The organism is Cellulomonas wangsupingiae, from assembly GCF_024508275.1.
Taxonomy (GTDB): Bacteria; Actinomycetota; Actinomycetes; order Actinomycetales; family Cellulomonadaceae; genus Cellulomonas; species Cellulomonas wangsupingiae.
This window is the reverse complement of record NZ_CP101989.1, coordinates 2,418,499-2,443,008: the sequence shown is the minus strand read 5'-3', so window position 1 is coordinate 2,443,008 and position 24,510 is coordinate 2,418,499. Positions and strand designations below refer to the sequence as shown.

At 74.5% G+C, this 24,510-nt stretch carries 26 protein-coding genes, 2 tRNA genes, 1 other RNA gene and 1 riboswitch; of the genes, 16 read left to right on the top strand and 13 right to left on the bottom strand.

Going from position 1 to position 24,510, the window contains the following annotated elements; translation table 11 throughout:
- Positions 1 to 16 precede the first annotated feature (16 nt).
- Positions 17 to 90 (bottom strand) — tRNA-Ile (locus NP075_RS11365).
- 134 nt (positions 91 to 224) lie between these two features.
- On the opposite strand from NP075_RS11365, the gene NP075_RS11360 reads away from it, so the two are divergent.
- From NP075_RS11360 to NP075_RS11345, 4 genes are all read left to right on the top strand, one after another.
- The gene (locus tag NP075_RS11360; protein WP_227563317.1) at positions 225 to 1,007 is read left to right on the top strand and encodes a DUF1206 domain-containing protein; all 783 of its coding nucleotides are present in this window, start codon (positions 225 to 227) and stop codon (positions 1,005 to 1,007) included.
- A gap of 79 nt (positions 1,008 to 1,086) precedes the next feature.
- A riboswitch (cyclic di-GMP riboswitch) is annotated at positions 1,087 to 1,161 on the top strand.
- A gap of 19 nt (positions 1,162 to 1,180) precedes the next feature.
- Positions 1,181 to 1,402 (top strand): BldC family transcriptional regulator, encoded by a 222-nt coding sequence (locus NP075_RS11355; RefSeq protein ID WP_227563316.1) that lies wholly within the window; start codon positions 1,181 to 1,183, stop codon positions 1,400 to 1,402.
- 157 nt (positions 1,403 to 1,559) lie between these two features.
- Positions 1,560 to 2,048 (top strand): peptide deformylase, encoded by a 489-nt coding sequence (gene def, locus NP075_RS11350; RefSeq protein ID WP_227563315.1) that lies wholly within the window; start codon positions 1,560 to 1,562, stop codon positions 2,046 to 2,048.
- A 148-nt stretch (positions 2,049 to 2,196) separates the two neighbouring features.
- Positions 2,197 to 2,697: a DUF3145 domain-containing protein gene (locus NP075_RS11345; protein WP_227563314.1), complete on the top strand. Its 501-nt coding sequence runs from the start codon at positions 2,197 to 2,199 to the stop codon at positions 2,695 to 2,697.
- Between the two features lie 428 nt (positions 2,698 to 3,125).
- On the opposite strand, the gene NP075_RS11340 is transcribed toward NP075_RS11345, so the two are convergent.
- The 6 genes from NP075_RS11340 to NP075_RS11315 all read right to left on the bottom strand — a co-directional run bounded on the left by NP075_RS11340 (position 3,126) and on the right by NP075_RS11315 (position 8,517).
- A complete protein-coding gene (locus tag NP075_RS11340; RefSeq protein WP_227563313.1) occupies positions 3,126 to 3,506 on the bottom strand; it encodes a hypothetical protein in 381 nt (126 codons plus the stop codon).
- Positions 3,507 to 3,538: 32 nt separating this feature from the next.
- Positions 3,539 to 4,783: a beta-ketoacyl-[acyl-carrier-protein] synthase family protein gene (locus NP075_RS11335; RefSeq protein WP_227563312.1), complete on the bottom strand. Its 1,245-nt coding sequence runs from the start codon at positions 4,781 to 4,783 to the stop codon at positions 3,539 to 3,541.
- A gap of 86 nt (positions 4,784 to 4,869) precedes the next feature.
- Entirely contained in the window at positions 4,870 to 5,118 is a 249-nt protein-coding gene (locus NP075_RS11330) for an acyl carrier protein (RefSeq protein WP_013117379.1), read from the bottom strand.
- Between the two features lie 79 nt (positions 5,119 to 5,197).
- Positions 5,198 to 6,202: a beta-ketoacyl-ACP synthase III gene (locus NP075_RS11325; RefSeq protein ID WP_227563311.1), complete on the bottom strand. Its 1,005-nt coding sequence runs from the start codon at positions 6,200 to 6,202 to the stop codon at positions 5,198 to 5,200.
- Entirely contained in the window at positions 6,199 to 7,179 is a 981-nt protein-coding gene (locus NP075_RS11320) for an ACP S-malonyltransferase (protein ID WP_227563310.1), read from the bottom strand. Before NP075_RS11320 ends, NP075_RS11325 begins: the two co-directional genes overlap by 4 nt.
- 105 nt (positions 7,180 to 7,284) lie before the next feature.
- Positions 7,285 to 8,517 carry a PucR family transcriptional regulator gene (locus NP075_RS11315; RefSeq protein ID WP_227563309.1) on the bottom strand — a complete coding sequence of 411 codons (1,233 nt, stop codon included), beginning with the start codon at positions 8,515 to 8,517 and terminating at the stop codon, positions 7,285 to 7,287.
- 240 nt (positions 8,518 to 8,757) lie between these two features.
- Between NP075_RS11315 and NP075_RS11310 the strand changes: the two genes are divergently transcribed.
- Positions 8,758 to 9,318 carry a hypothetical protein gene (locus NP075_RS11310; protein ID WP_227563308.1) on the top strand — a complete coding sequence of 187 codons (561 nt, stop codon included), beginning with the start codon at positions 8,758 to 8,760 and terminating at the stop codon, positions 9,316 to 9,318.
- An 84-nt stretch (positions 9,319 to 9,402) separates the two neighbouring features.
- Here NP075_RS11310 and aceE read toward each other — a convergent pair whose 3' ends face one another.
- Positions 9,403 to 12,150: a pyruvate dehydrogenase (acetyl-transferring), homodimeric type gene (gene aceE / locus NP075_RS11305; RefSeq protein ID WP_227563307.1), complete on the bottom strand. Its 2,748-nt coding sequence runs from the start codon at positions 12,148 to 12,150 to the stop codon at positions 9,403 to 9,405.
- A 303-nt stretch (positions 12,151 to 12,453) separates the two neighbouring features.
- Here aceE and NP075_RS11300 point away from each other — a divergent pair, with 303 nt between their 5' ends.
- A complete protein-coding gene (locus tag NP075_RS11300; RefSeq protein ID WP_227563306.1) occupies positions 12,454 to 12,873 on the top strand; it encodes a DUF3052 domain-containing protein in 420 nt (139 codons plus the stop codon).
- Positions 12,870 to 13,343 carry a peroxiredoxin gene (locus NP075_RS11295; RefSeq protein WP_227563305.1) on the top strand — a complete coding sequence of 158 codons (474 nt, stop codon included), beginning with the start codon at positions 12,870 to 12,872 and terminating at the stop codon, positions 13,341 to 13,343. Before NP075_RS11300 ends, NP075_RS11295 begins: the two co-directional genes overlap by 4 nt.
- A gap of 117 nt (positions 13,344 to 13,460) precedes the next feature.
- Here the strand turns inward: NP075_RS11295 and NP075_RS11290 are convergent, their stop codons facing one another.
- On the bottom strand, positions 13,461 to 13,937 hold the full coding sequence (locus tag NP075_RS11290) for a MarR family winged helix-turn-helix transcriptional regulator (protein WP_227563304.1): 477 nt from the start codon (positions 13,935 to 13,937) through the stop codon (positions 13,461 to 13,463).
- A 114-nt stretch (positions 13,938 to 14,051) separates the two neighbouring features.
- Between NP075_RS11290 and NP075_RS11285 the strand changes: the two genes are divergently transcribed.
- Complete coding sequence (locus NP075_RS11285; protein ID WP_227563303.1) at positions 14,052 to 15,470, top strand: MFS transporter; 1,419 nt, start codon at positions 14,052 to 14,054, stop codon at positions 15,468 to 15,470.
- Between the two features lie 83 nt (positions 15,471 to 15,553).
- On the opposite strand, the gene NP075_RS11280 is transcribed toward NP075_RS11285, so the two are convergent.
- Positions 15,554 to 15,627 (bottom strand) — tRNA-Val (locus NP075_RS11280).
- A gap of 100 nt (positions 15,628 to 15,727) precedes the next feature.
- Here NP075_RS11280 and NP075_RS11275 point away from each other — a divergent pair.
- The 4 genes from NP075_RS11275 to NP075_RS11260 all read left to right on the top strand — a co-directional run bounded on the left by NP075_RS11275 (position 15,728) and on the right by NP075_RS11260 (position 19,575).
- A complete protein-coding gene (locus tag NP075_RS11275; RefSeq protein ID WP_227563302.1) occupies positions 15,728 to 16,777 on the top strand; it encodes a zinc-dependent alcohol dehydrogenase family protein in 1,050 nt (349 codons plus the stop codon).
- On the top strand, positions 16,774 to 17,961 hold the full coding sequence (locus NP075_RS11270; RefSeq protein WP_227563301.1) for a Nif3-like dinuclear metal center hexameric protein: 1,188 nt from the start codon (positions 16,774 to 16,776) through the stop codon (positions 17,959 to 17,961). The genes NP075_RS11275 and NP075_RS11270 overlap by 4 nt, the downstream gene beginning before the upstream one ends.
- Positions 17,958 to 18,692, top strand: a complete 735-nt coding sequence (locus NP075_RS11265) for a zinc ribbon domain-containing protein (RefSeq protein WP_227563300.1) — start codon at positions 17,958 to 17,960, stop codon at positions 18,690 to 18,692. The genes NP075_RS11270 and NP075_RS11265 overlap by 4 nt, the downstream gene beginning before the upstream one ends.
- Before the next feature lie 64 nt (positions 18,693 to 18,756).
- Positions 18,757 to 19,575 carry a histidine phosphatase family protein gene (locus NP075_RS11260; protein ID WP_227563299.1) on the top strand — a complete coding sequence of 273 codons (819 nt, stop codon included), beginning with the start codon at positions 18,757 to 18,759 and terminating at the stop codon, positions 19,573 to 19,575.
- Between the two features lie 67 nt (positions 19,576 to 19,642).
- Here the strand turns inward: NP075_RS11260 and NP075_RS11255 are convergent, their stop codons facing one another.
- Positions 19,643 to 20,422, bottom strand: a complete 780-nt coding sequence (locus NP075_RS11255; RefSeq protein WP_227563298.1) for a YaaA family protein — start codon at positions 20,420 to 20,422, stop codon at positions 19,643 to 19,645.
- A 153-nt stretch (positions 20,423 to 20,575) separates the two neighbouring features.
- Between NP075_RS11255 and NP075_RS11250 the strand changes: the two genes are divergently transcribed.
- The 4 genes from NP075_RS11250 to NP075_RS11235 all read left to right on the top strand — a co-directional run bounded on the left by NP075_RS11250 (position 20,576) and on the right by NP075_RS11235 (position 22,501).
- On the top strand, positions 20,576 to 20,860 hold the full coding sequence (locus NP075_RS11250) for a tautomerase family protein (RefSeq protein ID WP_227563331.1): 285 nt from the start codon (positions 20,576 to 20,578) through the stop codon (positions 20,858 to 20,860).
- A 16-nt stretch (positions 20,861 to 20,876) separates the two neighbouring features.
- Positions 20,877 to 21,368, top strand: coding sequence for a GNAT family N-acetyltransferase (locus NP075_RS11245; RefSeq protein WP_227563297.1), 492 nt, complete (start codon positions 20,877 to 20,879; stop codon positions 21,366 to 21,368).
- Between the two features lie 34 nt (positions 21,369 to 21,402).
- Positions 21,403 to 21,783: RNase P RNA component class A (rnpB, locus tag NP075_RS11240), an RNA gene on the top strand.
- A gap of 118 nt (positions 21,784 to 21,901) precedes the next feature.
- Entirely contained in the window at positions 21,902 to 22,501 is a 600-nt protein-coding gene (locus NP075_RS11235) for a PilZ domain-containing protein (protein WP_227563296.1), read from the top strand.
- Positions 22,502 to 22,511: 10 nt separating this feature from the next.
- Here NP075_RS11235 and NP075_RS11230 read toward each other — a convergent pair whose 3' ends face one another.
- The gene (locus NP075_RS11230; RefSeq protein WP_227563295.1) at positions 22,512 to 23,813 is read right to left on the bottom strand and encodes a sensor histidine kinase; all 1,302 of its coding nucleotides are present in this window, start codon (positions 23,811 to 23,813) and stop codon (positions 22,512 to 22,514) included.
- Positions 23,810 to 24,478 carry a response regulator transcription factor gene (locus NP075_RS11225; RefSeq protein WP_227563294.1) on the bottom strand — a complete coding sequence of 223 codons (669 nt, stop codon included), beginning with the start codon at positions 24,476 to 24,478 and terminating at the stop codon, positions 23,810 to 23,812. Before NP075_RS11225 ends, NP075_RS11230 begins: the two co-directional genes overlap by 4 nt.
- Positions 24,479 to 24,510 lie beyond the last annotated feature (32 nt).

Genomic DNA, 24,510 nt, shown 5'->3' with positions numbered 1-24,510 from the left:
GGCGTGCGGACGTCGGTGGGCCAGGTGGGGCTTGAACCCACGACCGACGGATTATGAGTCCGCTGCTCTGACCGACTGAGCTACTGGCCCGCGGACGGCAGCCTACCGACGCGCTCGGCCGGGCAGCCCGGCCCTGCGGATGCCGACCACGCCGGTCGCTGCCACCATCACTGCGGGTACCGACGCGCGTCGGAGGGTGGGGGAGCCCGCGTCGAGGAGGTGACATGGCCACGATCGCGACGTCGTCCCGGCAGGGCGCGTGGGAGCTGGGCGCACGGGCGGGGTACGCCGCCAGCGGGCTGGTGCACGTGCTCATCGGGGTGCTGGCGGCACAGCTGGCGGTGGGCTCCTCGGGTGGGAGCGCCGACCAGTCGGGGGCGTTCTCCGAGATCGCGAGCACGCCGTTCGGCACCGTGGTGCTCTGGATCACCGTCGTGGCCTTCGCGGCGCTCGGTGCCTGGTACGCCGCCGCGGCCGTCAGCGGCGCGGCGGGCCGGACGTCCGACCGTGCCAAGGCGGGCGGCAAGGCCGTGATGTACCTCGCGCTGGGGGCCACCGCGTTCGCGTTCGCGCGCGGCTCCGGCACGGGCAGCGGCAGCCAGACGTCGTCCATGACGGCCGAGCTGATGCAGGCGCCGGGCGGGCGCTTCCTGGTCGGCGCCGTCGGTCTGGGGACCATCGCCGTCGCCGCGTACCACGTGCACAAGGGGCTGCGGCGTCGCTTCCTGCAGGACCTGCGCCGGCTGCCGGCCGGCACCGCCGGCCGCGTCGCCGAGCGGGCCGGGATCGTGGGCTACGTGGCGAAGGGTGTCGCGCTGGGCATCGTCGGTGCCCTGTTCGTCGTGGCGGCCGTCCACGCCGACGCGCAGGAGGCCACGGGTCTCGACGGCGCGCTGCAGACGTTGCGCGACGCCCCGGGCGGCCCGGTCCTGCTGCTGCTCGTGGCGCTCGGGCTCGTCGCTTTCGGGGCATATTGTGGCGTGAGGTCCCGCTTCGGCAGGCTGTGACTTTTCACCCGCTCCGGACAGATCTGGCACGGCGGCGGTTCTTGCACAGTTGTCCAGTTCGGGGCATAGTTGGGGATGTCAGCGACAACGGCAAACCCGCCGCGAGGTGGGGACGCAAAGCCACGGGGCCCTCTGGGCCAGCCGAGCTACCGAACGACGAAGGAGTACCAGCCATGGCTGTTCACACGTCCCACGAGGCCCCTCTCACGCAGGGCTCGCTGCTCACCCCGGGTGAGGTCGCGGTGCTGTTCCGCGTCGACCCGAAGACGGTGACGCGGTGGGCGCAGGCCGGCAAGCTGTCCGCGGTCCGGACGCTCGGTGGGCACCGCCGCTTCCACGAGGCCGAGGTCCGTCAGCTCCTGACCGGCGTCCCGCAGCAGCGCGCAGGGGAGTGACCTGCGCCGTCGGAGACGACGGAGCCACGACACGACATGACGCCGGCGGTGACCCTGGTCACCGCCGGCGTCATGTCGTCTGCGCACCGTCGGCGTGCCGGCGCCCCAGCCGCGACGGGCGACCCGTGCGGTCCGTCCGACGTGAAAGGATCGGGGCATGGCCCTGCGTGAGATCCGCATCGTCGGTGACCCCGTCCTTCGCACGCCCTGCGACCCGATCGCGACCGTCGACGACCGCGTCCGCTCGCTCGTCGAGGACCTGCTCGAGACCGTGGACATGGAGGGGCGGGCCGGGCTCGCGGCCAACCAGATCGGCGTCGGCCTGCGGGCGTTCTCCTGGAACATCGACGACGAGGTCGGCTACGTGCTGAACCCCGTGATCGTGGAGCTGTCCGAGGACGAGTACCAGGACGGCGACGAGGGCTGCCTCTCGGTGCCCGGCCTGTGGTACCCGACGCACCGCGCCTGGTACGCGCGCGTCGTCGGCACCGACCTCGACGGCCGCGAGGTCGTGGTGGAGGGCACGGAGCTCATGGCGCGCTGCCTGCAGCACGAGGTGGACCACCTCGACGGGATGCTGTACCTCGACCGGCTGGAGCGCTCCGTGCGCAAGAAGGCGATGCGCGCGATCCGCGAGCAGCTCTGAGCCGGTTCCGCGCGTCCGCTGGACCTGCGGTGACGCATGGGGCATCCTGTGCCGTGCACGCCGCGTGCGAGAAGCTGCGCCGTGATGGCTCCCGTCGGGGACGAGGTCGTTGGGGAAGGCGACCCTCGAACCCATCCGGGAGGACCACATGGCCGGTGCCGTCACCCGCGGTGTACTTTTCGTGCACTCTGCGCCGCGCGCTCTGTGCCCCCACGTCGAGTGGGCGGCAGGCAACGCGCTGGGCGCACGCGTGAGCCTGGACTGGACGTCGCAGCCGGCCGGTCCGAGCTTCTACCGCGCTGAGCTCTCGTGGCAGGCCGCGCCCGGCACGGGCGCACGGCTCGCCTCCGCCCTGCGCGGGTGGGCGCACCTGCGGTACGAGGTGACCGAGGAGCCCAGCGCCGGTGTCGACGGGTCCCGCTGGAGCCACACGCCCGAGCTCGGGATCTTCCACGCCGCGACGGACGTGCACGGCAACGTCGTCGTCCCCGAGGACCGGATCCGTGCGGCGCTGGAGCACGCCGCTGACCCGGAGCGGCTGCGCGCCGAGCTCGACCTCGCGCTCGGCCAGGCCTGGGACGACGAGCTCGAGCCCTTCCGCTACGCGGGCGCCGGAGCGCCCGTGCGCTGGCTGCACCGCGTCGGCTGACCTCGTCGTCGGCGAGGGCGGGCGGCTCGCCGTGCGGGTGGGCGGGCCGCCCGCCCGCGTGGTGAATCGTTTCCTATCTCCCGCGCGGGTTCGGCGCGCGAGGCGTCCTCCGCTACCGTCCCTCCCACGCGCCGGGTCCGCCGGGTGCGTCGACAGCCATCCGGGTGAGACGGACCGCAGGCGGGGTGCGTCTGTCGCCTGCGGAGGACGCCGATGCCCGGCTGACGAGCCTCGCCGGCGTGGTCGCGACGTGGGTGGTCGGCGAGCGGGCGATGGTCGCCGACGGTCTCCCGACCGCGCTCTTCCTCGCCGACCCCGACGTCCTGCAGGGCGTCGCCGAGCACACGTACGTGCAGCTGCGCGCCGACGGCAGCGCACGCGTAGCGCTCGCGCTGCCGGGCGAGGTGTCGGCGACGCGCGCGGCCGGGCTACGACCCCCGCAGGAGCGTGTGCAGCCCGTTCACGAGCGCCACGGTCGCGGACGCGCCGTACGCGGCAGCGCCGAGGAAGTACCCCGTCGACTTCCAGACCTGGCTCGACCTGTGCTCGCCGACGCCGCGGCACACCAGGCCGCCGGCTCCCAGCACGACGACGAAGACCACGCCCACGGCCAGCTCGACGTCGTCACGCCCCACCCGTGAGATCACGACGGGCACGGCGATCACGAGCAGGACCAGGACGCCCAGCAGGACGACGCCCGCCCTGACGCGGTGCACCGTGCGCACCTCCGGGCCACCGACGAGCGCCTGGTCGAGCAGGCGCACCAGCGCCGAGGGTCGCGCGCCGTCGTCCTGCTGAGAGGTGCTCACCTGCCCGACGCTAGCGCGCCCGGAGGGAGCCGTCAGGCGGAGGTGACCACGAGAGCGACGTTGTGGCCGCCGAACCCGAACGAGTTGTTGATCGCGGCCACGGGTCCGGCCCGCAGCGCGCGGGGCTCGTCGCGCACCAGGTCGAGCACGAGCTCCGGGTCCGGGTTGGCCACGTTGATCGTGGGCGGCGCCGTGCGCTCGTGCAGCGCGAGGACGGTGAAGATCGTCTCCAGCGCGCCCGCCCCGCCGAGCAGGTGTCCCGTCATCGACTTGGTCGCCGAGAGCACGGCGTGGTCCGCGTCGTCGCCCAGGACCGCCCGGATCGACCGCGCCTCGATGAGGTCGCCGACCACGGTGGAGGTCGCGTGCGCGTTCACGTGGACGACGTCGGTCGTGGCGACGCCCGCGTCCGCGATCGCGGCGCGCATCGCCCGGATCTGCCCGTCGCCGGACGGCTCGGGGGAGGTGAGGTGGTAGCCGTCGGCCGACAGGCCCAGACCCGCGACCCGGCCGTAGACGCGCGCTCCACGGGCGGCGGCGTGCGCGGCGGACTCCAGGACCACCACGCCCGCGCCCTCACCGATCACGAACCCGTCGCGGTCGACGTCGTACGGGCGCGAGGCCCCGGCGGGGTCGTCGTTGCGGGTGGACAGCGTGCGGGACGCCGCGAAGGCGGCGATCGGCATGGGGTGGATCGTGGCCTCGGTCCCCCCGGCGACGACCACGTCGGCCCGGCCGTTGCGGATCATCTCGACGCCGTAGGCGATGGCCTCGGCGCCGGACGCGCACGCCGAGACGAGGGCGTGCGCACCGGCGCGGGCCCCCAGCTCCAGCGACACGTACGCGACCGGGGAGTTCGGCATGAGCATCGGCACGGTCATGGGCAGCACGCGTCGGCCGCCCTTCTCACGGAGCGTGTCCCAGCCGTCGAGCGTCGTCCAGATGCCACCGATCCCGGACGAGACGACCGCGCCGAGGCGGTCGCCGTCCACCTCGGGCGAGCCAGCGTCGGCCCACGCCTCGCGCGTCGCGATGATCGCGTACTGCGCGGACGGGTCCATGCGCTTGAGCTCGGGCCGGGGCAGCACCTGGTCGGCGGGGACCTTGAGCGTCGCCCCGAAGTTCACGGCGATGTCGTACCGCTCGGCCCAGTCGTTGTCGAAGGCGCGCGCGCCCGACTCGCCGGCGAGCGCGGCCTGCCACGTGCTCGGGACGTCACCACCGAGCGGGGTGGTGGCGCCCAGGCCGGTGACGACGACCTCGGGGACGGTGCTCATGGGTTCTCCTCGGTTCAGGCGGGCGGTGCGCACGGCCGTGAGGTCCTGCGCACCGCCCGGGTGCACGCGGGGTGCGGCGTGCAGGCTCAGGCCTGGGCGCCGGCGATGAAGCTCACGGCGTCGCCGACCGTGGCGAGGTTCTTGACCTCGTCGTCGGGGATGCGGACGTCGAACTTCTCCTCCGCGAGCGTGACGATCGTCATCATCGACAGCGAGTCGATGTCGAGGTCGTCGGTGAAGGACTTCTCGGGCAGGACGGAGTCGGTCGGCAGCCCCGTCTCCTCGCTGACGATCTCGGCCAGGCCGGCCAGGATCTCCTGCTCGCTGTGCGCCATCGGGTGTCTCCTCATGTCGGGTGGTGCAGGGACGTGCTGAACGGTACAGCCGGGGCGTGCGCCGGCCGGCGGGGGTGACTCAGGGCAGGACGACGACCTGGGCGGCGTAGACGAGACCGGCGCCGAAGCCGATCTGGAGCGCCAGCGCACCGGAGCCGACCTGGCCCTCGCGCAGCAGGCGCTCGGTGGCGAGCGGGATCGACGCCGCCGACGTGTTGCCGGTGTCGGCGATGTCGCGGCCCACCACGACGGTGTCCGGCAGCTTCAGCTGCTTGATCATCTGGTCGATGATCCGCATGTTCGCCTGGTGCGGGACGAACGCCTCGATGTCCTGCGGCGCGACGCCCGCGGCGTCCATGGCCTTCTGCGCGACCGGCGCCATCTGCCACACCGCCCACTTGAACACCGACTGGCCCTCCTGGCGCAGCGTGGGCCACCCCGCGCCCTCGTCACGCGTGGCGAGCCAGGAGTGCGTCTGCCCGATGGCGTGCGCCTGGCCGCCGTCCGAGCCCCAGACGGTCGGGCCGATCCCGGGCGTGTCGGACGGGCCGATGACGACCGCACCGGCACCGTCGCCGAGCAGGAACGAGATCGACCGGTCCGTGGGGTCCACGAACTCGCTCATCTTCTCCGCGCCGATGACCAGCACGTGCCGCGCCGTCCCGGCGCGCACGAGCGCGTCCGCCTGGCCGATGCCGTAGCAGTAGCCGGCGCAGGCCGCGGAGATGTCGAACGCGGCGGCCGGGGTCGCGCCGATGCGGTCCGCGACGACGGCGGCACCCGCCGGCGTCTGACGGAAGTAGGTGACGGTCGACAGGATGACGACGTCGATGTCCGCGCCCGTGAGCCCGGCGTCGGCCAGGGCGGCGCGGGCCGCCCCCTCGGCGAGGTCGAGCACGTCGGTGCCCTCGGCGGCACGCCGCCGGGTGACGATGCCGGTGCGCTGGCGGATCCACTCGTCGGAGGAGTCGATGGGCCCGACGAGGTCGTCGTTGGGGACCACGCGCTCACCGCGGACGCCGCCGAGGCCGAGGATGCGGGTGTGCGCGGGGCCGGTGGCCTGCGTCAGGGTCGGACGGGTCACGACTGGCTCTCCTGTGCGGTCAGGGGGGTCCCGGCGTGCCGACGGACGAGGTCGCGTGCGGCGTCGAGGTCGGCGGGGGACTTCAGGGCGAGGGTCTCGACGCCGGGCAGCGTACGCCGCGCCAGGCCGGTCAGGACACCGCCCGGGGCGACCTCCAGGAGGGCCGTCACCCCCAGCGCGAGCAGCGTGGCCTGGCACAGGTCCCACCGCACGGGCCGCGCCACCTGCGCGACGATGCGGGCGAGGGCGTCACGGCCGTCGGCGACCTGCGCACCGTCGGCGTTGGCGAGCAGGGGCACCACGGGATCGTGGGGAGCGACGCCCGCGGCGGCGTGCGCCAGCTCGTCGACGGCGGGTGCCATGTACCGGGTGTGGAAGGCGCCGGCGACCTGCAGGGGCACCACGCGTGCGCGCGCGGGCGGCGCGTCGGCCAGGGCGGCGAGCGCAGCCAGGGAGCCGGCGGCCACGACCTGGCCGGCCCCGTTGACGTTCGCCGGCACCAGGTCGAGCGCCTCGAGACGAGCCAGCACGTCGGCGGGGTCGCCGCCGAGGACCGCGCTCATCCCCGTCGGCTCCGTCGCCGCGGCGCGCGCCATGGCCGCACCGCGCACCGCGACCAGCCCGAGCGCCTCGTCCTCCGTCACGACGCCGGCCACGGCGGCGGCGGCCAGCTCGCCGACCGAGTGGCCCGCCACGACGTCCACGACGCCCGCTGCCGCGTCCGGCAGGGAGCGGGTCGTCCCGACGACGTCCAGCACCGCCCGCAGGCTCGCCAGCGCGGTGGCGACCAGCAAGGGCTGCGCCACGGCCGTGTCGCGGATCGTCCCCGCGTCCGAGGTGGTGCCGTGCGCCAGCAGGTCGAGACCGACGACGTCGCCCGCGCGGGTCAGCGCGTCGGCGAAGCCGTCGACCTCCGTCCACGGGACGAGCATGCCGGGGGACTGGGCACCCTGGCCGGGGCAGGCGACGACGAGCACCCGACAACTGTGCCCGGCACCCGACCGTGGGCCCGGTCGCGGCGCGCACCAACCTCGGGACCCAGGCTTGTCGGACCTGTACAAAGCCCGCCTGCCAGCCGGTGGTCAGCGCGCCGCGGCGTCGAGCCTCCCGACCGCCAGCGCCGTCTGCAGCACGTACGACTCGCGCGCCTCGAGCGGGTCCCACCCGGTCACGTCGGCCACGCGCCGCAGCCGGTAGCGCACGGTGTTGGGGTGGACGTAGAGGGTGCGGGCCGCCGCCTCCAGCGAGCGTCCCGCGCCCAGGTAGGCCGACAGCGTGTCGAGCAGTGCGCCCTGGCTGGCGGCCAGCGGTGCGTAGGCGCGCTCGACCAGTGCCCGGCGGGCCTCCGCGTCCCCCACCAGCACGCGCTCGGGCAGCAGGTCGTCCGCGTGCACGGGACGCGGGGCCTGCTGCCAGCCCGGGGCGGCGGCGAGACCGGCGAGCGCGGCGCGGGCCGACCCGGTGGCCTCGGCCAGGCCGGGTGCGGTCGGCCCGACGACGACGGGGCCGGGGCCGAACCGGGGCAGCAGCGTCATCGCGGCGGCGCGCAGGTCGCCCTCGCCCCCGAGGAACACCACCAGCCGGTCGCCGAGGATCCCGACGAGCGCGTCGTCGGCGGCGCGTCGGGTCGCCCGGCGCAGGTCAGCGGCCTGGACCTCGTCCATCTGCGCCGCGGCGGTGCCCACGACCACCAGGGTCGACCCGCGACCGCCCCAGCCCAGCGCCGCGACCCGCGAGCGCAGGGCGTCGTCCGCGTCACCGCGCACGAGCGCGTCCACCACGAGCGCCTCGAGGCGCGCGTCCCAGGCGCCGCGGACCTCGGCCGCACGGGCGTAGACCTCGGCCGCGGAGAACGCGACCTCCCGCGAGTACCGCATCACGGCCTCGCGGAGCTCACGTTCCGCACCCGGTGCCGCGAGGCGGTCCGAGTGCGTCTCGACGACGTCGACCACGACGCGCACGAGCTGCAGGGTGTGCTGCAGGGAGATCGACCGCGTGAGCTCGGGCGGGGCGCTCGCGAAGATCTCGCCGACGCCGTGGGGCGTGCGCGACGGGTCCGCGTACCAGGTGACGAACGCCGTGATGCCCGCCTGCGCGACGAGGTTGACCCAGGAGCGGTCCTCGGCCGGCAGCGCCCGGTACCACTCGAGGTCGGCGTCGAGGCGGCGCATCGCGGCGGTCGCGAGCAGACCCGTGCCGTCACGCACCCGGCGTTGCGTCTCGCTCTGGTCCTGCGGGCCGGGCGCAGCCGCCGGTCCGGCGGGCGCGGCGCGGCGCGGCCCCCGCGTCGCCGGAGTCCTCGGGAGCGTCGCCATGCCGCGAGCATAGGGCGGGGCTTGTGGGAAGTCGACAAACCTGTGTGCGTGCCGTGCGCCCCTTCGGGTGCGCTCGGATGGTTGCGCATGGGACGGAACGGATAAGGTCGCCGCATGGCTCTCCTGCCCCGCTTGCGTCAGCTCATGCGGCGACCCTCCTCGGCCTCCCGGGTCGGGGCGCGTCGCCCGACGACGGCTTCCCGACGCGGGGACACGCTCCACGAGGACGCGTTGCGTTCCATGCTGAGCGACGACCCCAACAACGAGCGCGCCTTCCAGGCGCTCGCCGAGATCGTGCGTCGCCGCGCCGCCGAGTCCGTCCCGGAGGAGGACCCGCTGACGGCGCCGAACGTCGAGCACGAGCGCCAGCACGCGGCGGACCTCGCGGTCTGGTCGCTCGGCGAGGAGCTGGCGGGCAACCCCCGCGCCTGGTACCCGCTGATCGAGGTCGCACGCCTGTCGTTGCGTGACGACCACGAGGGCACGATCCGTCGCCTGACCACGGCCGCCGAGCGCGACACGTCGGGCCAGGCGCTCGTGCAGGGGCTGGCCCTGCTCACCGAGGCCGGCCAGCCGGTCGACGCCCTCAACCTGGGGGTGGGCCACTGGCGTCCGCGCGACCACGTCCCCGAGGTCGCACGCGAGCTCGTGCTCGCGGCGATCGCGGCGGGCCGGCCGCTCGAGGCCAAGCAGCACCTCGCGTCGCTGGAGCTCTACCCGGACCAGGCCGCGGTCGCGGACCTCAAGGCCGAGCTGGCCCGCGAGATCGCCCAGGCGCAGCAGGCCATCCCCGGCACCTGACGACGCCGGCGCCCCGGGCGCCGGCCCCGCACGCACAGACGCCCCCGGCCGTTCGGCCGGGGGCGTCGGTGCGTCAGCGGCGCGTCAGGAGTCGCCGCCCGTGTTGCCGGACGTGCCGGCGGTGACGTCGTGCAGGCGGTAGCGCTCGATCGCCTGCGCGGGGACCGACGGGTCGACCTTGCCCTCGAGCACGAGCTGCTGGAGCACGCGCACCGTGGTCGACGGCCCGTCGATCTTGAAGTGCCGGCGGGCGGCCGCGCGGGTGTCGGAGAACCCGAACCCGTCGGCGCCGAGCGTCGCGTACCGCCCGGGGATCCACGCCCGCACCTGGTCGGGGACGAGGTGGTCGTAGTCGGTCGTCGCGACGAACGGGCCCTCGGCGCCCTGCAGCTTGGCCGTGAGGTACGGCGTGCGGACCTCGTCGCCGGGGTGGAGGAACGCGTGCTGCTCGGCGGCCAGGGCGTCGCGGCGCAGCTCGTTCCAGCTCGTCACCGACCACACCGCGGCGCGCACGCCCCAGTCCTCGGCGAGCAGGTGCTGCGCCTCGAGCGCCCACGGCACGGCCACGCCCGACGCGAGGATCTGGGCGCGCGGCCCGTCGCCCTGCGCCGGGGCGATCAGGTGGATGCCCTTGAGGATGCCCTCGACGTCGACGCCCTCGGGCTCCGCCGGCTGGACCATCGGCTCGTTGTAGACCGTCAGGTAGTAGATGACGTCCTGGTCACGGCCGTCGGACCCGTCGCCGTACATGCGCTCGATGCCGTCGCGCACGATGTGCCGGATCTCGTACCCGTAGGCCGGGTCGTAGTGCACGACGTGCGACATCGTGCCGGCGAGCAGCGGCGAGTGACCGTCCGCGTGCTGCAGGCCCTCGCCGGTCAGCGTGGTGCGGCCCGCGGTGGCGCCGATGAGGAACCCGCGCGCCATCTGGTCGCCGGCGGCCCAGAACTGGTCGCCGGTGCGCTGGAACCCGAACATCGAGTAGTAGAAGTAGAACGGGATCAGCGGCTCGCCGTGGGTGGCGTACGACGTGCCCACCGACTGGAACGCGGCCGCGGAACCGGCCTCGTTGATGCCGGTGTGCATGATCTGCCCGGCCTCGGACTCCTTGTACGAGAGCATGAGGGCGCGGTCCACGGCCATGTAGTTCTGGCCGTTGGTGTTGAAGATCTTCGCGCTCGGGAAGATCGAGTCCAGGCCGAACGTGCGGGCCTCGTCGGGGATGATCGGGACCAGGCGGTGCCCGAACTCCTTGTCCTTCACGAGGTCCTTGAACAGGCGCACGAGCGCCATGGTCGTGGCGACCTCCTGCGTGCCCGAGCCCTTCGCGAGGCCCTCGTACACCTTGTCGCCGGGCAGCGAGAGCTTCGTGTGCTCGGTGCGGCGCTCGGGCACGAACCCGCCCAGCTGGCGGCGGCGGTCCAGCATGTAGCGGATCGCCTCGTCGTCCGGCCCCGGGTTGTAGTACGGCGGCAGGTACGGGTTCTCCTCGAGCTGCTCGTCCGTGATCGGGATGTGCAGCGAGTCGCGCAGCGTCTTGAGCTCCTCGACCTTGAGCTTCTTCATCTGGTGCGTCGCGTTGCGCCCCGCGAAGCCCGAGCCCAGGCCGTAGCCCTTGATCGTGTGCGCGAGGATCACCGTCGGCTGGCCGGTGTGCTCACGGGCGGCCTTGTACGCCGCGTAGAGCTTGCGGTAGTCGTGCCCGCCGCGCTTGAGCGCCCAGATCTCGTCGTCCGTCATCTTCTCGACGAGCTGCTTGGTGCGCGGGTCGCGGCCGAAGAAGTGCTCACGGATGAACGCGCCGCTCTCGGCGCGGTACGTCTGGAAGTCGCCGTCGGGCGTGGTGTTCATCAGGTGCACCAGCGCGCGGTCCTTGTCGGCGTTGAGCAGGGTGTCCCACTCGCGGCCCCAGATGACCTTGATGACGTTCCAGCCGGCGCCGCGGAACTGCGCCTCGAGCTCCTGGATGATCTTGCCGTTGCCGCGCACCGGCCCGTCGAGACGCTGCAGGTTGCAGTTGACGACGAACGTGAGGTTGTCGAGACCCTGCTGCGCGGCGTGCTGCAGCATGCCGCGCGACTCCGGCTCGTCCATCTCGCCGTCGCCGAGGAACGCCCACACGTCCTGCTGGCTGGTGTCCTTGATCCCGCGGTTGTGCAGGTACCGGTTGGTCCACGCCTGGTAGATCGCGGACGCCGGGCCCAGGCCCATCGACACCGTGGGGAACTCCCACAGCTCGGGCGCCAGGCGAGGGTGCGGGTACGACGGCAGACCGCCGCCGGGGTGCGACAGCTCCTGGCGGAACCCGTCGAGCTGGTGCTCGGACAGCCGGCCCTCGAGGAACGCGCGGGCGTAGACGCCGGGGGAGGCGTGGCCCTGGAAGTAGACCTGGTCGCCGCCGCCCGGGTGGTCCTTGCCCCGGAAGAAGTGGTTGAGGCCCACCTCGGTGAGCGTCGCGACGGACGCGTACGACGAGATGTGCCCACCGACCGCCACGCCCGGGCGCTGCGCGCGCGTGACCATGACGGCCGCGTTCCAGCGGATCCACGAGCGGTAGCGCCGCTCCATGACCTCGTCGCCGGGGAAGTACGGCTCGTTGTGCACGGCGATGGTGTTGACGTACGGCGTGTTGAGCGACGCCGGGATCGCGACGTTGCGCGCGCGTGCGTGCCGCAGCATGCTCATCAGCACGTACCGCGCCCGCGGTCCGCCCTTGTCCTCGATCAGCCCGTCGAGGGACTCGACCCACTCACCGGTCTCCTCCGGGTCGATGTCGGGGACCTGGCTGAGCAGGCCGCCGATCAGCGGTCCCGTCTCGTCGATGGAAGCCACCGGTGCTCCTTCGCGTCTCGTGCGTTCCCGGGGCCGTGCGTGTGGCGCCCCGGTACGCTCCAGTCCTGCACCCGGCGCGCTGCGTCCTGTGCAGGCGCGGGTGCGGGTAGTGCGGCCATTCTCCGTCCGTCGGGGGCCGAAAGTCACACCGATGCCCCCCGAACGGCGCGTGACGTCCGTGACACGGGCCCCGGACGCCCTCTTGCCAGGGCCGCCCGGCCTGCGGTGGGCTAACGTGTGCCGACATCGACAGGTGGGTCCGCGGACAGTGCGGCGCACCGGGGGAGAAGGGAACCGGCCGACGTGTCATCCACCGCGGACGACTCCGCGACGCAGGTCACCCGGCTCGGCTTCACAGCCGGGCAGGTGATCCAGGAGCTGGGCTACGACGACGACGTCGACAGCGAGGTGCGCGCGGGGCTCGAGACCCTGACGGGCAACGAGCTCGTCGACGAGGACTACGACGACGTCACGGACGGCGCGATCATCTGGTTCCGTCAGGACGACGGCGATCTGACCGACTTCCTCGTGGACGCGATGACCGTGCTCGACGACAGCGGTCCCATCTGGGTGTTCACGCCGAAGGCAGGACGTGCGGGCCACGTGTCGCACTCCGACATCGAGGAGGCCGCGACCACCTCGGGCCTGCACGCCATGTCGACCTTCGCGGTCAGCCCCGACTGGTCGGCCACGCGGCTGGCGACCCGGGGCCGCGGCAAGTGAGTGCCGCGAGCGCCCCGGCGGTCGGGGCGCCCGCACCCGGGTTCACGCTGCCCGACACGCACGGCACGCCCGTGACGCTGTCGGAGCTGCGCGGCACGCCCGTGGCGCTGGTGTTCGTGCCGTTCGCGTTCTCCGGCACGTGCACGAGCGAGCTGTGCGAGCTGCGGGACAACATCGCCGCGTTCGACCAGGCCGGCGTGCGTCTGCTCGCGGTGTCCTGCGACCCCATGTTCGCGCTGCGGGCCTGGGGCGAGCAGGAGGGCTACACCTTCGACCTGCTGTCGGACTTCTGGCCGCACGGCGCCGCGGCGCGCGCCTACGGGGTCTTCGACGAGGCCACCGGGCACGCCGTGCGCGGCTCGTTCCTCGTCGACGCCGACGGCGTGCTGCGCTGGAGCGTCGTGCACCCCCGCGGGCAGGCCCGCCCGCTCTCGGCCTACCGCGAGGCCCTCGCCGCACTGGCGCGCTGAGCGGCGGCTCATTCGTCCTCGGCGCGATGACCCGGCGCCGGCACGACGTGCACCGACCGCCCATGAACGTGTCGTGCCGCCCGGTGGACGTCGCTGCGGATCGTCCTGCCGCAGCGCCTAGCGAGGCGCGTCGTGGGGCTTCGCACGGGCGTCCAGGATGCGCTGGAGCGTCGACGTCAGGGCGTCCCGGTCAGCCTGTGCGAGGCCGCTGAGCAGGTCTGCCTGTGCCGCGTCGAGCGTCGCGGCCACCTGCTCCAACCGCCGTCTCCCGGCGTCCGTGAGCGTGATGAGGTTCTGCCGTCTGTTGCCGGGGTCCTGGCGACGGTCGGCGTAGTCGTGCGCGGTGAGGTCGTTGACCGTGGCGACGATGTCGCTGCGGTCGATGTGGCACCGCCTGCCGAGCTCGGCCTGGCTGAGCGGCCCGAACTCCTCGAGGGCGGCCAGTACCGCGTACTGGTAGCGCGTGGCGCCGACCTCTGCCAGGGCGGTCGTGATCACGCGCTGGGTCAGGGTCGCGGCCTGGGTGAGGAGCCAGCTCGGCGTCGCACGCAGCCGTGCGGGCTGGGTCCCGCTCGCACCTTCGGCCTCGTCCATGCCCCGACGTTACCAGCAGTGTTGGCGCGACCCACGATCCGTGTATCGTCGGGCCTGCCAATATTGGTGACGCCAATGGTAGGGGAGCGTGCAATGAGGCTGAGGACGACAGTGGTGGGCGAGTCGCGAACCCGCCGGTGGTGGGCGCTGGCGTGGATCTCGGTGACCCAGGTGATGATGGTCGTGGACGGCACGGTGATGAACATCGCAGTCCCGTCGGCTCAGCAGGAGCTCGGCCTGTCCGACGTGCAGCGCCAGTGGGTCCTCACCGTCTACGTGCTCGCGTTCGGGTCGCTGCTCCTGCTCGGCGGTCGGGTCTCGGACGTGATCGGAAGGCGTCGGGCGCTGCTGATCGGCCTCGTGGGTTTCGCGCTCGCGTCGATCGCCGGCGGGCTGGCCGTGAGCGGTGCGATGCTCCTCGCGGCACGCGCCGTCCAAGGGGTCTTCGGTGCGCTGGTGACCCCTTCGGCGCTCGCCCTGCTGTCCGTCACCTTCCCCGACGGTGCCGACCGGGCGAGAGCGTTCGGCGTGTTCGGCACGATCATGGGATCCGGCTCCGGGATCGGTGTCGTCCTGGGTGGCGTGCTGACCGACTCGTGGGGCTGGCGGTGGGCGCTGCTCATCAACGTGCCGATCGCTGTCGCCACCGGCCTCGGGCTGCTGCTGTCGCTGCGGGTCGACCCGGGCGGGCGCGGCCCCGTCGACGTGACCGCAGGCCTGCTCAGCGCCGCGGGGCTCACGGCGGTGACTCTCGGGCTGACCGGTACCGGGTCGTCCGGCTGGGTGTCCGCTCCCAGGCTCGGGCTGCTCGTGGCGGGACTGGGGGCACTGGCCGTGTTCGCGGTCGTCCAGGGACGAGCGCAGTCCCCGCTGATGCCGCTGTCCCTGTTCTCGGACCGGCTTCGCGTCGCCGCGTTCACGGCCATGCTCGCCTGGGGAGTGGCGGTCCTGCCAACCTTCCTGTTCCTGAGCGTGTTCCTGCAGCAGGTCGCCGGGCTCACGCCGCTGGTCACCGGTCTGGCGTTCCTTCCCTACACCGCCGCGATCCTCCTCGCCGTACGCCTGGTCCGCCCCGCGCTCACCGCGGCCCCGCCACGGGTGTTCCTCGCCGCCGGACTCGCGCTGCTGGCCGTGGGGCTGCTCGTCCTGTCCTGGCTGACGCCGGATGCGCCGTACGGGTCCCGCGTCCTGCCCGTGCTGCTGCTCCTCGGGCTCGGTACCGGGTGCGTCCAGCCCGCGGCGAACAGCGCCGCGACGCACCGCGCCGGCCCGGCCTCCGGCGTGGCGGGGGCCGTGGCGAGCACCGCCCAGCAGGTCGGCTCGTCGATCGGGCTCGCCCTGCTCGGCACCATCGCGGCGACCACCACCGCAGCACTGCTCGCGGAGGCACCGACCTCGGGAACGACCACCGCGGTCGTCAGCGGATACGCCGGCGCGAGCTCCACCGGAGCCGTGGTCCTCGCCGTCGCTGCGGTCGTCGTCCTCGTCCTCGCCGGCCGACGGCCCGCCGCGGACCGGACGGAGAGCCGATGATCCCCGTCACCGGGACCGAGGGTCCGCGACCGCGGGAGGGCGGCATCCGTGACACGTCGCAGGTGAGGGCATCGGCACGTCGGTGGGCCCGGCCGGTCTCGAACCGACGACCTCCGCGGTGTAAGCGCGGCGCTCTGACCAACTGAGCTACAGGCCCCTGCGGTCGGTCAGCCTACCGGCGCGTCCGCCCTGCGTCGCACGTCGCCGGAGGGTGCGCCGCGGGCAGCCGCTCGGGGTCGCACCGTAGGCTCGACGACGTGCGAGCCACCGTCATCCACGGCCCCCGCGACGTGCGCGTCGAGCAGGTGCCGGACCCCGTGATCCACCGCCCCACCGATGCCGTCGTGCGCGTGGTCGCGACGTGCGTGTGCGGCTCCGACCTGTGGGGCTACCGCGGCGTGCGGTCCACGCCGGAGCCCCACCGCATCGGCCACGAGTTCGTGGGCGTCGTCGAGGAGATCGGCTCCGATGTGCGTCGCGTGCGCGTCGGTGACTTCGTCGTCGCGCCGTTCTCCGTCAGCGACAACACCTGCGTGCACTGCCGCAACGGGGTGCACACGTCGTGCGAGCAGGTGGCGTGGTGGGGGTCGCCCGACCACGAGGGCGTCCCGACGGACGCCGCGCAGGGCGAGTACGTGCGCGTCCCGCTGGCCGACGGCACGCTCGTCGTCACCCCCGAGCACCCGGACGACGCGCTGCTGCCGCACGTCCTGACGCTCACCGACGTGCTGGGCACCGGCCACCACGCCGCGCTGTCCGCGGACGTGCACGCGGGCTCCACCGTCGCCGTGGTCGGCGACGGGGCCGTGGGGCTGTGCGGCATCATCGCGGCGCGCCGGCTCGGTGCCGAGCGCGTCGTCGCAATGTCGCGCAACCCCGTGCGGCAGGCGCTCGCGCGCCGGTTCGGTGCCACGGACGTCGTCGAGGAGCGGGGTGACGAGGGCGCGGCCGCCGTCCTCGACCTGCTCGGCGGCGTGGGGCCGGACGGCGTGCTGGAGTGCGTGGGGACCAAGGAGTCGATGGCGCAGGCGCTCGCGACGGTGCGACCGGGCGGCCGTGTCGGCTTCGTCGGCGTCCCCGCCGGCGGCCCCGAGCTGCGCGTCCAGACGATGTTCAGCGGCAACAAGGGCGTCGTCGGGGGTGTGGCCCCCGTCCGCGGCTACATCGAGGGCCTGATGCCCGACGTGTGGGCGGGCACGATCGAGCCCGGGCTGGTGTTCGACGCGACGTTCGGTCTCGACGACATCGCCGACGCCTACCGCGCGATGGACGAGCGCACCTGCACGAAGGCGCTGGTGCGGCCGTGACCGCGACGCTGGCCGACGTCGTCGCGGCGCTCGATCGGCGCTACCCGCCGCGTACCGCGGAGCAGTGGGACCGGGTGGGGCTGGCGGCCGGGGACCCGGACGCCCCCGTGCGCCGCGTGCTGCTGGCCGTGGACCCGGTGGCCGCCGTGGTCGACGAGGCGGTCGAGTGGGAGGCGGACCTGCTGGTCACGCACCACCCGCTGCTCCTGCGGCCGGTGCACTCGGTCGCGGCCACGACGTACAAGGGGGCGCTGCTGCACCGGCTCGTGCGTGCCGGCTGCGGGCTGTACACCGCCCACACCAACGCGGACTCCGCGCACGGCGGCGTGGCCGAGGCGCTCGCCGACGCCGTGGGTCTGGTCGGCACGTCCCCCCTGGTGGCGGCCGACGCGCCGGCGCTCGACAAGCACGTGGTGCTGGTGCCTGCCGCGCAGGCCGGGGCGCTGGTCGACGCGCTCGCGGCCGCCGGCGCCGGTCACGTCGGTGCGTATGAGCGGTGCGCCTGGACCACGACGGGCGAGGGCACGTTCACGCCGTTGCCCGGCGCGGCCCCCGCCGTGGGCGAGGTCGGGCGGCGCGAGGTCGTCGCCGAGACGCGGGTCGAGATGGTCGCACCCCGCGGGCTGCGCGCGCGGGTGGTCGCGGCCATGCGGGCCGCGCACCCGTACGAGGAGCCGGCGTTCGACGTCCTGGAGCTCGCGGCCCTGCCGGGGGACACGGGCCTGGGACGTGTCGGCACGCTGCCGTCGCCCGTCCCGTTGCGTGACTTCGCCGCCGCGGTCGCGCGCGCGGTGCCGGCCACCGCGCAGGGCGTGCGGTACGCGGGCGACCCCGACATGCCGGTGAGCCGCGTCGCCGTCCTCGGCGGCTCGGGCGACTCGTTGTTCGACGCGGTGCGCGCCGCCGACGTCGACGTGTACGTCACCGCCGACCTGCGCCACCACCCGGCCTCCGAGCAGCAGGAGCGCGCGGCGTTCGACGCCCGCGGGGGTGCGCCGCGCCCGGCACTCATCGATCTCGCGCACTCCGCGTCCGAGTGGCTGTGGCTGCCGCGCGCCGCGCAGGCGCTGCGCACGGACCTGGCAGCCACGGGCACTACGGTGGAGACCCGCGTCAGCACGCGGCGCACCGACCCGTGGACGGGTCACGTGCCGCAGACGGACCAGCCGGAAGGAACCCCGTGACGAGTGCCCCCGCAGCCGACCAGCGCCGCCTCCTCGACGTCCAGGACCTGGACACCCGCCTCGCGCAGCTCGCGCACAAGCGGCGCACGCTGCCGGCGCTCGCGCGGCTCGTCGAGATCGACGCCCAGCTGGCCGATCTGCAGACGGCGCTGGTGACGTCGCGCACCGCCGCCTCCGACCTGCGCACCGAGCTGGCCAAGGCCGAGGCCGACGTCGCCCAGGTGCGCGGCCGGGCGGCCCGCGACCAGCAGCGGCTCGACGGCGGGCAGGTCGGCGCCAAGGACGCGCAGGCGCTGACGAGCGAGCTCGCCAGCCTCGCGACGCGGCAGGCGCACCTGGAGGACGTCGAGCTCGAGGTCATGGAGCGCCTCGAGGCGCACGAGGCCGTCCTGACCGACCTCGAGCAGGCGCACGCCGCCCTGGTGGCCAACCGCGACGAGGTCGTGGCCGAGCGTGACGCCGGCTACGCCGAGGTGGACGCCGAGTCCGCCCGCGTGCGCGCCGAGCGGGACCGCGCAGCGGACGGGCTGGACGCGGGCCTGACCGCGCTGTACGAGCGGCTGCGCGGTCAGCTCGGCGGCAGCGGTGCCGCGGCTCTGCGGGGCAACCGGTGCGAGGGCTGCCGCCTCGAGCTGAACCCGCTCGACCTCGAGGCGATCCGTGCGCGCCCGGTCGACGCGGTCGTGCGTTGCGAGGAGTGCGGCCGGATCCTGGTGCGGCTCACCGACTGACCGGGAGGGGCCGGCGCGCGCGGGTCGAGTGGACCCGCGGCGCGCCGCGGCGAAGACTGCTCGCGTGAGCAGAGCACCCCACGACCACGACCGGCGGGACGCGCCGACCGGCACCACCGCGCCCGACGCCCCGCTCGGCGACGACCGGGCCGACCCGACGGGCTCCGGTGCGGAGGCCGTCGCGCAGGCCACCCGGCTGCGCGCCCTGCGTCCGTCGGGGGCGTCCCCGCGGTTCGACGACGAGGAGCCGACGACGGTCGTCCTGGTGCGGCACGGGCAGACCACGATGACCGTGTCGCGCGGGTACTCGGGGTCGTCCGAGCCCGGTCCGCCGCTGGACGAGCGGGGGCGTGCGCAGGCCGTCGCCGCGGCGACTCTCGTCGAACGCATCGGGCGGGACCTGTGGGGGGACATCCCGTACCCCAGCGACGTCGTGGCCTCACCGATGGTGCGCACCCAGGAGACGGCTGCGGTCGTGGCGGCGGCGCTGGGCCTGCAGGTCCGCACGGACCCCGCCTTCCAGGAGGCGGACTTCGGGCAGTGGCAGGGCCTGACGGCCGAGCAGATCGAGGCCGGATGGCCCGGCCAGCTCGAGCCGTGGCACACCGACGGCCGCCTGCGCCCGCCGGGCGGGGAGTCCATCGAGGACGTGGGCCTGCGGCTCGCACGCGGCCTGGACTCGCTGCGCGGCACCGGCGGTCGCACCGTCGTCGTCGTCTCGCACGCGGTCGCGATCCGTGCCGCCCTGGGCGTGACGATGGGCGCCGCGCCGGGCACGTGGAGCCAGCTGCGCGTCGCACCGGCGTCGGTGAGCATCGTGCGGCTCTTCACCGACCGCCGCGACGAGATCGCGGTGGCCGGCGCGCCCAGCGAGGGCTGGTGACGGGGACGGACCGCTGAGCGAGCCGCGTTCGGGTCGTCAGACGTCCCCGACGCTGCACGCTTCGCCGTCAGACGACGACGAGGGACAGCGTGCGAGGGCCCCGGCGCGGGGCCGGGCCCAGCTCCACGGCGTGCAGCGCGTCGCCGACCAGTGCGCTCGCCGCGTGCGCGAGCTCGTCGGCGTCGCGCGGCTCGCGGCCGCGTCGCGTGACGAGGTGCCGCGTGAGCACGCCGCGGGTGTGCTTGGCGTGGTGCGAGACGACCGTGCGCCGGCCGTCGAGCTCGCGCAGCACGCGCACGTCCACCCAGTGCGCACCGGCCGGCGTCCACGCGGCGCGGTACGCCGCGGAGCGGCAGTCGACGACGAGGCGGCCCTCGGACTCCTCGGCCAGCTCGACCCCGAGCGGCCCGCGCCACGCCGCCGCGAGCGGCCCGATCCCCGGCAGGTCGGTGCCCATCGACAGGCGGTACGCCGGCACGGCGTCGTCGACCGTCAGGGCGCCCCACAGGGCCGAGACGACCCGCACGCTCGCGACCGCGCGCGCCCGGGCCGCCGGTGGGAGCGCGTCGAGCCCGGCGGCGGCGTACAGGACGCCCGAGTAGACCCGCGACGCGCGCGCGGCGGGTGCGTCGCGCAGCGTCGTGTTGCGCGCGACCTCGTCCGCGAGGCCGGGGGACACGCCCAGGACCTCGCACGCGTCCGGCCGTCCGCTGGCCGCGACGAGCGCGTCGAGGACCTTCTCGCGCACCGGCGTCAGGCCCGGGTGCGACAACGCCGCCAGGTCCAGCGGGGGAGCGGTGGGGGGTGCGGGCGTCTTGCCCTCGGAGGGAGGCAGCAGCACGAGCACCGCACCACGGTACGGTGTGCGCCCCGGAGTCCGGTGACGCGGAAGGTGTGGGACGTGGCACAGGTGAAGCTCTACGGGCGGCGCTCGGTGTGGGCCCCGCGACGCGCGGAGGTGTCGGACGCCGTGCACGGCGCGCTCGTCGGTGCGTGAGGGCTGCCGCCGGACAAGCGGTTCCACCGGTTCCTGCTGCTCGACGACGAGGACCTCGTCGCGCCGCGCTCGCCGGAGTACCTGGTCGTCGAGGTCGTGTGCTTCGCCGGCCGCAGCCCGGCGGCCGTGCGCGCGCTGATCGCCGCGTTCTTCGACGACGTCGCGCCCGCGCTCGGCCTGGGCCCCGACGACCTCGAGGTCGTGGTCCTCGAGAGCCCGCCGACGCACTGGGGCATCCGCGGGGTCGCGGGCGACGAGCTGGCGCTGTCGTACCGGGTCGACGTGTGACGCGGCACGCTGCCGCATGACGAGCGACGTCCTGCTGCGCGCCGCCGTCCCGGACGACGCTGCCGCGGTCGCGGCGGTCCACCACGGGTCGTGGGTGGAGACGTACTCCGGGCTGCTCCCCGCCTCGCACTGGGAGACCGACACGCTCGACGGACGCACCGAACGGTGGCGGCGGGCGCTCGCCGACGGCGTGCCGCTCACCGTCGCCGAGGTCGGCGGGCGGATCGTCGGGATCGCGCTCGCCGGTGACGCCGTGCCGGTGGGGGAGCACCCGCCGGTGCGCGAGCGGCACCTGTTCCAGCTGTACGTGCTCGCGTCGCACCACGGGACGGGGGTGGGCCAGGCGCTCCTCGACGCCGTCGTCCCTCCGGGCACGCCCGCGCAGCTGTGGGTCGCCGAGGACAACCCGCGGGCCCGACGGTTCTACGACCGCAACGGCTTTCGCGCCGACGGCGCCCGTGTGGACGACCCGGACCACGGGATCGTCGCCGTCCGCCTCGCGCGATGACGCCCGGTGCGGTCCGCTAGGCTGGCCGCGCGGATGAGTCAGCCAGGCGGCCGCGTCAGGGCCCTCGGGTCCTGCCGAGGAACGTCCGGGCTCCGTAGGGCAGGGTGGTGGGTAACGCCCACCCGGGGTGACCCGCGGGACAGTGCCACAGAGAACAGACCGCCCCACCGGCTCGCCGGCGGGGTAAGGGTGAAACGGTGGTGTAAGAGACCACCAGCGCACCGGGTGACCGGTGCGGCTCGGCAAACCCCACCCGGAGCAAGGCCAGACAGGGAGCGTCCGAGGGTTGCCCGCCCGAGCTCCCGGGTAGGCCGCTGGAGGCGTGCGGCAACGTACGTCGTAGATGGATGGTCGCCACCCGCGCGGGGGTGACCGCGCGCGGGGACAGAACCCGGCGTACCGGCTGGCTCATCCGCACCACCACCCGCTCGGCGGTAGCCCGGGCCCGTGTGCCCCACGTACAACTGGACGGTTGACCAACACGCGAGGGCACCAGGCAGCCGGCCGGTGGCGTGTGGTGCCGGAGGTGACGCGTGCACGAGCTCGCGACCTGCTACCTGCGCACGAAGTCCGGTGACGTCGAAGGGCACGTGGCGACGTTCGACTCCGACGTGATCGTGCTCGAGGTCCGGGAACCTGTGGAGGGCCGCGAGATCGGCGACGCCGCGAGCCTCACGGTGCTCGACCCGGTGCGGGGTCTGTGCCGGTACGTCGGGCTGCTCGGGGGGATGGCCGGGAGCACCGTGCAGCTCGTCGTGCTGGAGCGTGGCCTGCCGGACCAGCGGCGCTCCGCCGCGCGCGCGGCGTACCGCGTCGAGTGCACGGGCAAGCTCGAGACGGCGACGGGTGTCGAACCCCTGCCCGTGACGGTCGTGGACGTCAGCGCCGCCGGCGTGCGGTTCGTCACGCGACGCCGCCTGGCGAGCGGTGACGTCGTGCGCTTCGCCATGGCGGTCGGCGAGGGCGACGTGGAGCTCGCTGCGCGGGTCCTGCGCATCGAGGAGGGGCAGCACGAGTGGCGCTACGGCTGCGAGCTGCTCGACGTCGACGAGCGGACGCGTGAGACGTTGTTCCGGCTCGTGCTCAGGCTGCAGCGCGCCGAGGCGAAGGAGCGCAGCCTGGCCCGCTGGTAGGCCGGCACTCTCAGAGCGCGGCCCCCACCTCCTGCTCGTCGCGTGCCGCCGACGCGAGGCCGCGCGGTCCGGGCACGCCCGCCGTCGTCGCCGGCAGCCGGAGCACGAACGTCGCGCCCTGCCCGGGCGCGCCGCCGGCGCGGATCGTGCCGCCGTGGCTCGTGACGACCTCGCGCAGGAGGGCCAGCCCGAGGCCGAAGCGCCGTTCGTCCGCACCGGTGCCCCGGTGGAACCGGTCGAAGATCCGTTCGCCGTCCCCGGGGTCCAGGCCTGGGCCCGTGTCGGTCACGACGACCTCCACCACCCGGTCCTGCTCCGCCGCGCGCGCGGCGACACCGATGTGACCGCCCGGCGGCGTGTGCGACAGCGCGTTGCTCAGCAGCTCGGCCACCACCCGGCGCAGCGCCGACTCGACGCCCACGACGGCGGGCAGCCCCGGCGCCGTCACGGAGGTGACGGTGACCCTGCGGACGGCGGCTCGTGCGGTGTCGGCCGCGACCGCGTCCTCGACGAGCGCCGCGATGTCCACCGCCGTGCTGTCCGGGCGCGTCGCGGCCGTGCCCTGCGCCGCGGCGAGCCGCGCCGAGAGCAGCAGCTCGTCGACGATCTCGCCGAGCCGGCGGGTCGTGGACACCAGCCGGTCCAGGTCCCGCGCCTGGGCGTCGTCGTCCGCCGCCCGCGCGCGCCGGGCCAGCAGCTGCGCGCGGGCGTGGACCTGGGCGATCGGGGTCCGCAGCTCGTGGCTCGCGTCGGCGACGAACCGGCGCTGGCGGTGCAGCGCCTCGGCGAGCGGTGCGACGGCGCGGCGACCGACGACGACGCCCCCCACGACCGCCGCGAGCGCGCCGGCACCGGCGGCGACGCCGAACGCGATGAGCAGGTGCCGCCGGTCGGCCAGCTGGAACCGGGCGTCGAACACGGCCTGCACGACCTCGTCGCCCTGCCGCGCGGTGCGCACGTGATAGACGGTGCCGTCGCGCGCGATCCGCGCGTCCTGGGTCGCGCCCGTCGCGGCGACCTCCACGAGGTCGTCGTGCAGCGGGAACCCCGGCGGTGGCGGCGCCACGCCGGTGTCCACCGTGGACCCGTCGTACGTGAAGATCCAGCTGCACGCGGGCGGGCCGGCGATCGTGCCGTGGGTGACGCCCCAGGCCAGCTCGCCGTCGATCTGCTGCTCCTGGCTGTGCAGGAGGATCCCGTAGGAGATGGCACCGGCGAGGCCGAGCAGCGCGGCGATGACCAGGCCGACGAGCGAGCCGATCCGCAGCCGGGCGCGCCGGACCACGCGCTCCTCGGGCGTGCCGGCGCTCACAGGGTGCCCAGCCGGTAGCCGGCGCCGTGCACCGTCCGGATGACGGTGCGGCCGAGCTTGCGGCGCACGTAGTACACGTACGTGTCGACGATCGACGCCGCCTCGGTGTCCGCGAAGACGGCGCGGCGCAGCTCGTGGCGCGTGTGCACCGCCGCGGGGCGGTCGGCGAGCGCGCGCAGCAGCGCGTGCTCGCGTGCCGACAGGTCCACCCGGGTGCCGTCGGCGAGCACCGCCTGCCGCGTCACCAGGTCGATGGCACCCTCGCCGAGGGGGAGCAGGGTGTCCGCCTCGTCGACGCGGCGGCACAGCGCGCGGATGCGGGCACTGAGCTCGTCGAGCTCGAACGGCTTGGTCAGGTAGTCGTCGGCGCCGGCGTCCAGGCCGGCGACGCGGTCGGCGACCGAGCCGAGCGCGGTGAGCACGAGGGCGCGGGCGCCGACCGCCCGTGACCGCAGGCGGGCGAGCATGTCGAGGCCGTCGACGGCGGGGAGCCGGCGGTCGACCACGAGGACGTCGTACGGGCGCGTGAGGGCGAGGTGCAGGCCGCGGTGACCGTCGCGGGCCTGGTCGACGACGTAGCCCTCGTCGGTGAGGACCTCGGCCAGCGTGTCGCACAGCTCCCGGTCGTCCTCGACGACGAGGAGCCGGTGGGTTCGTCCGGACATGTCCCGACAATGGCACACCCGGTGTGACCTGA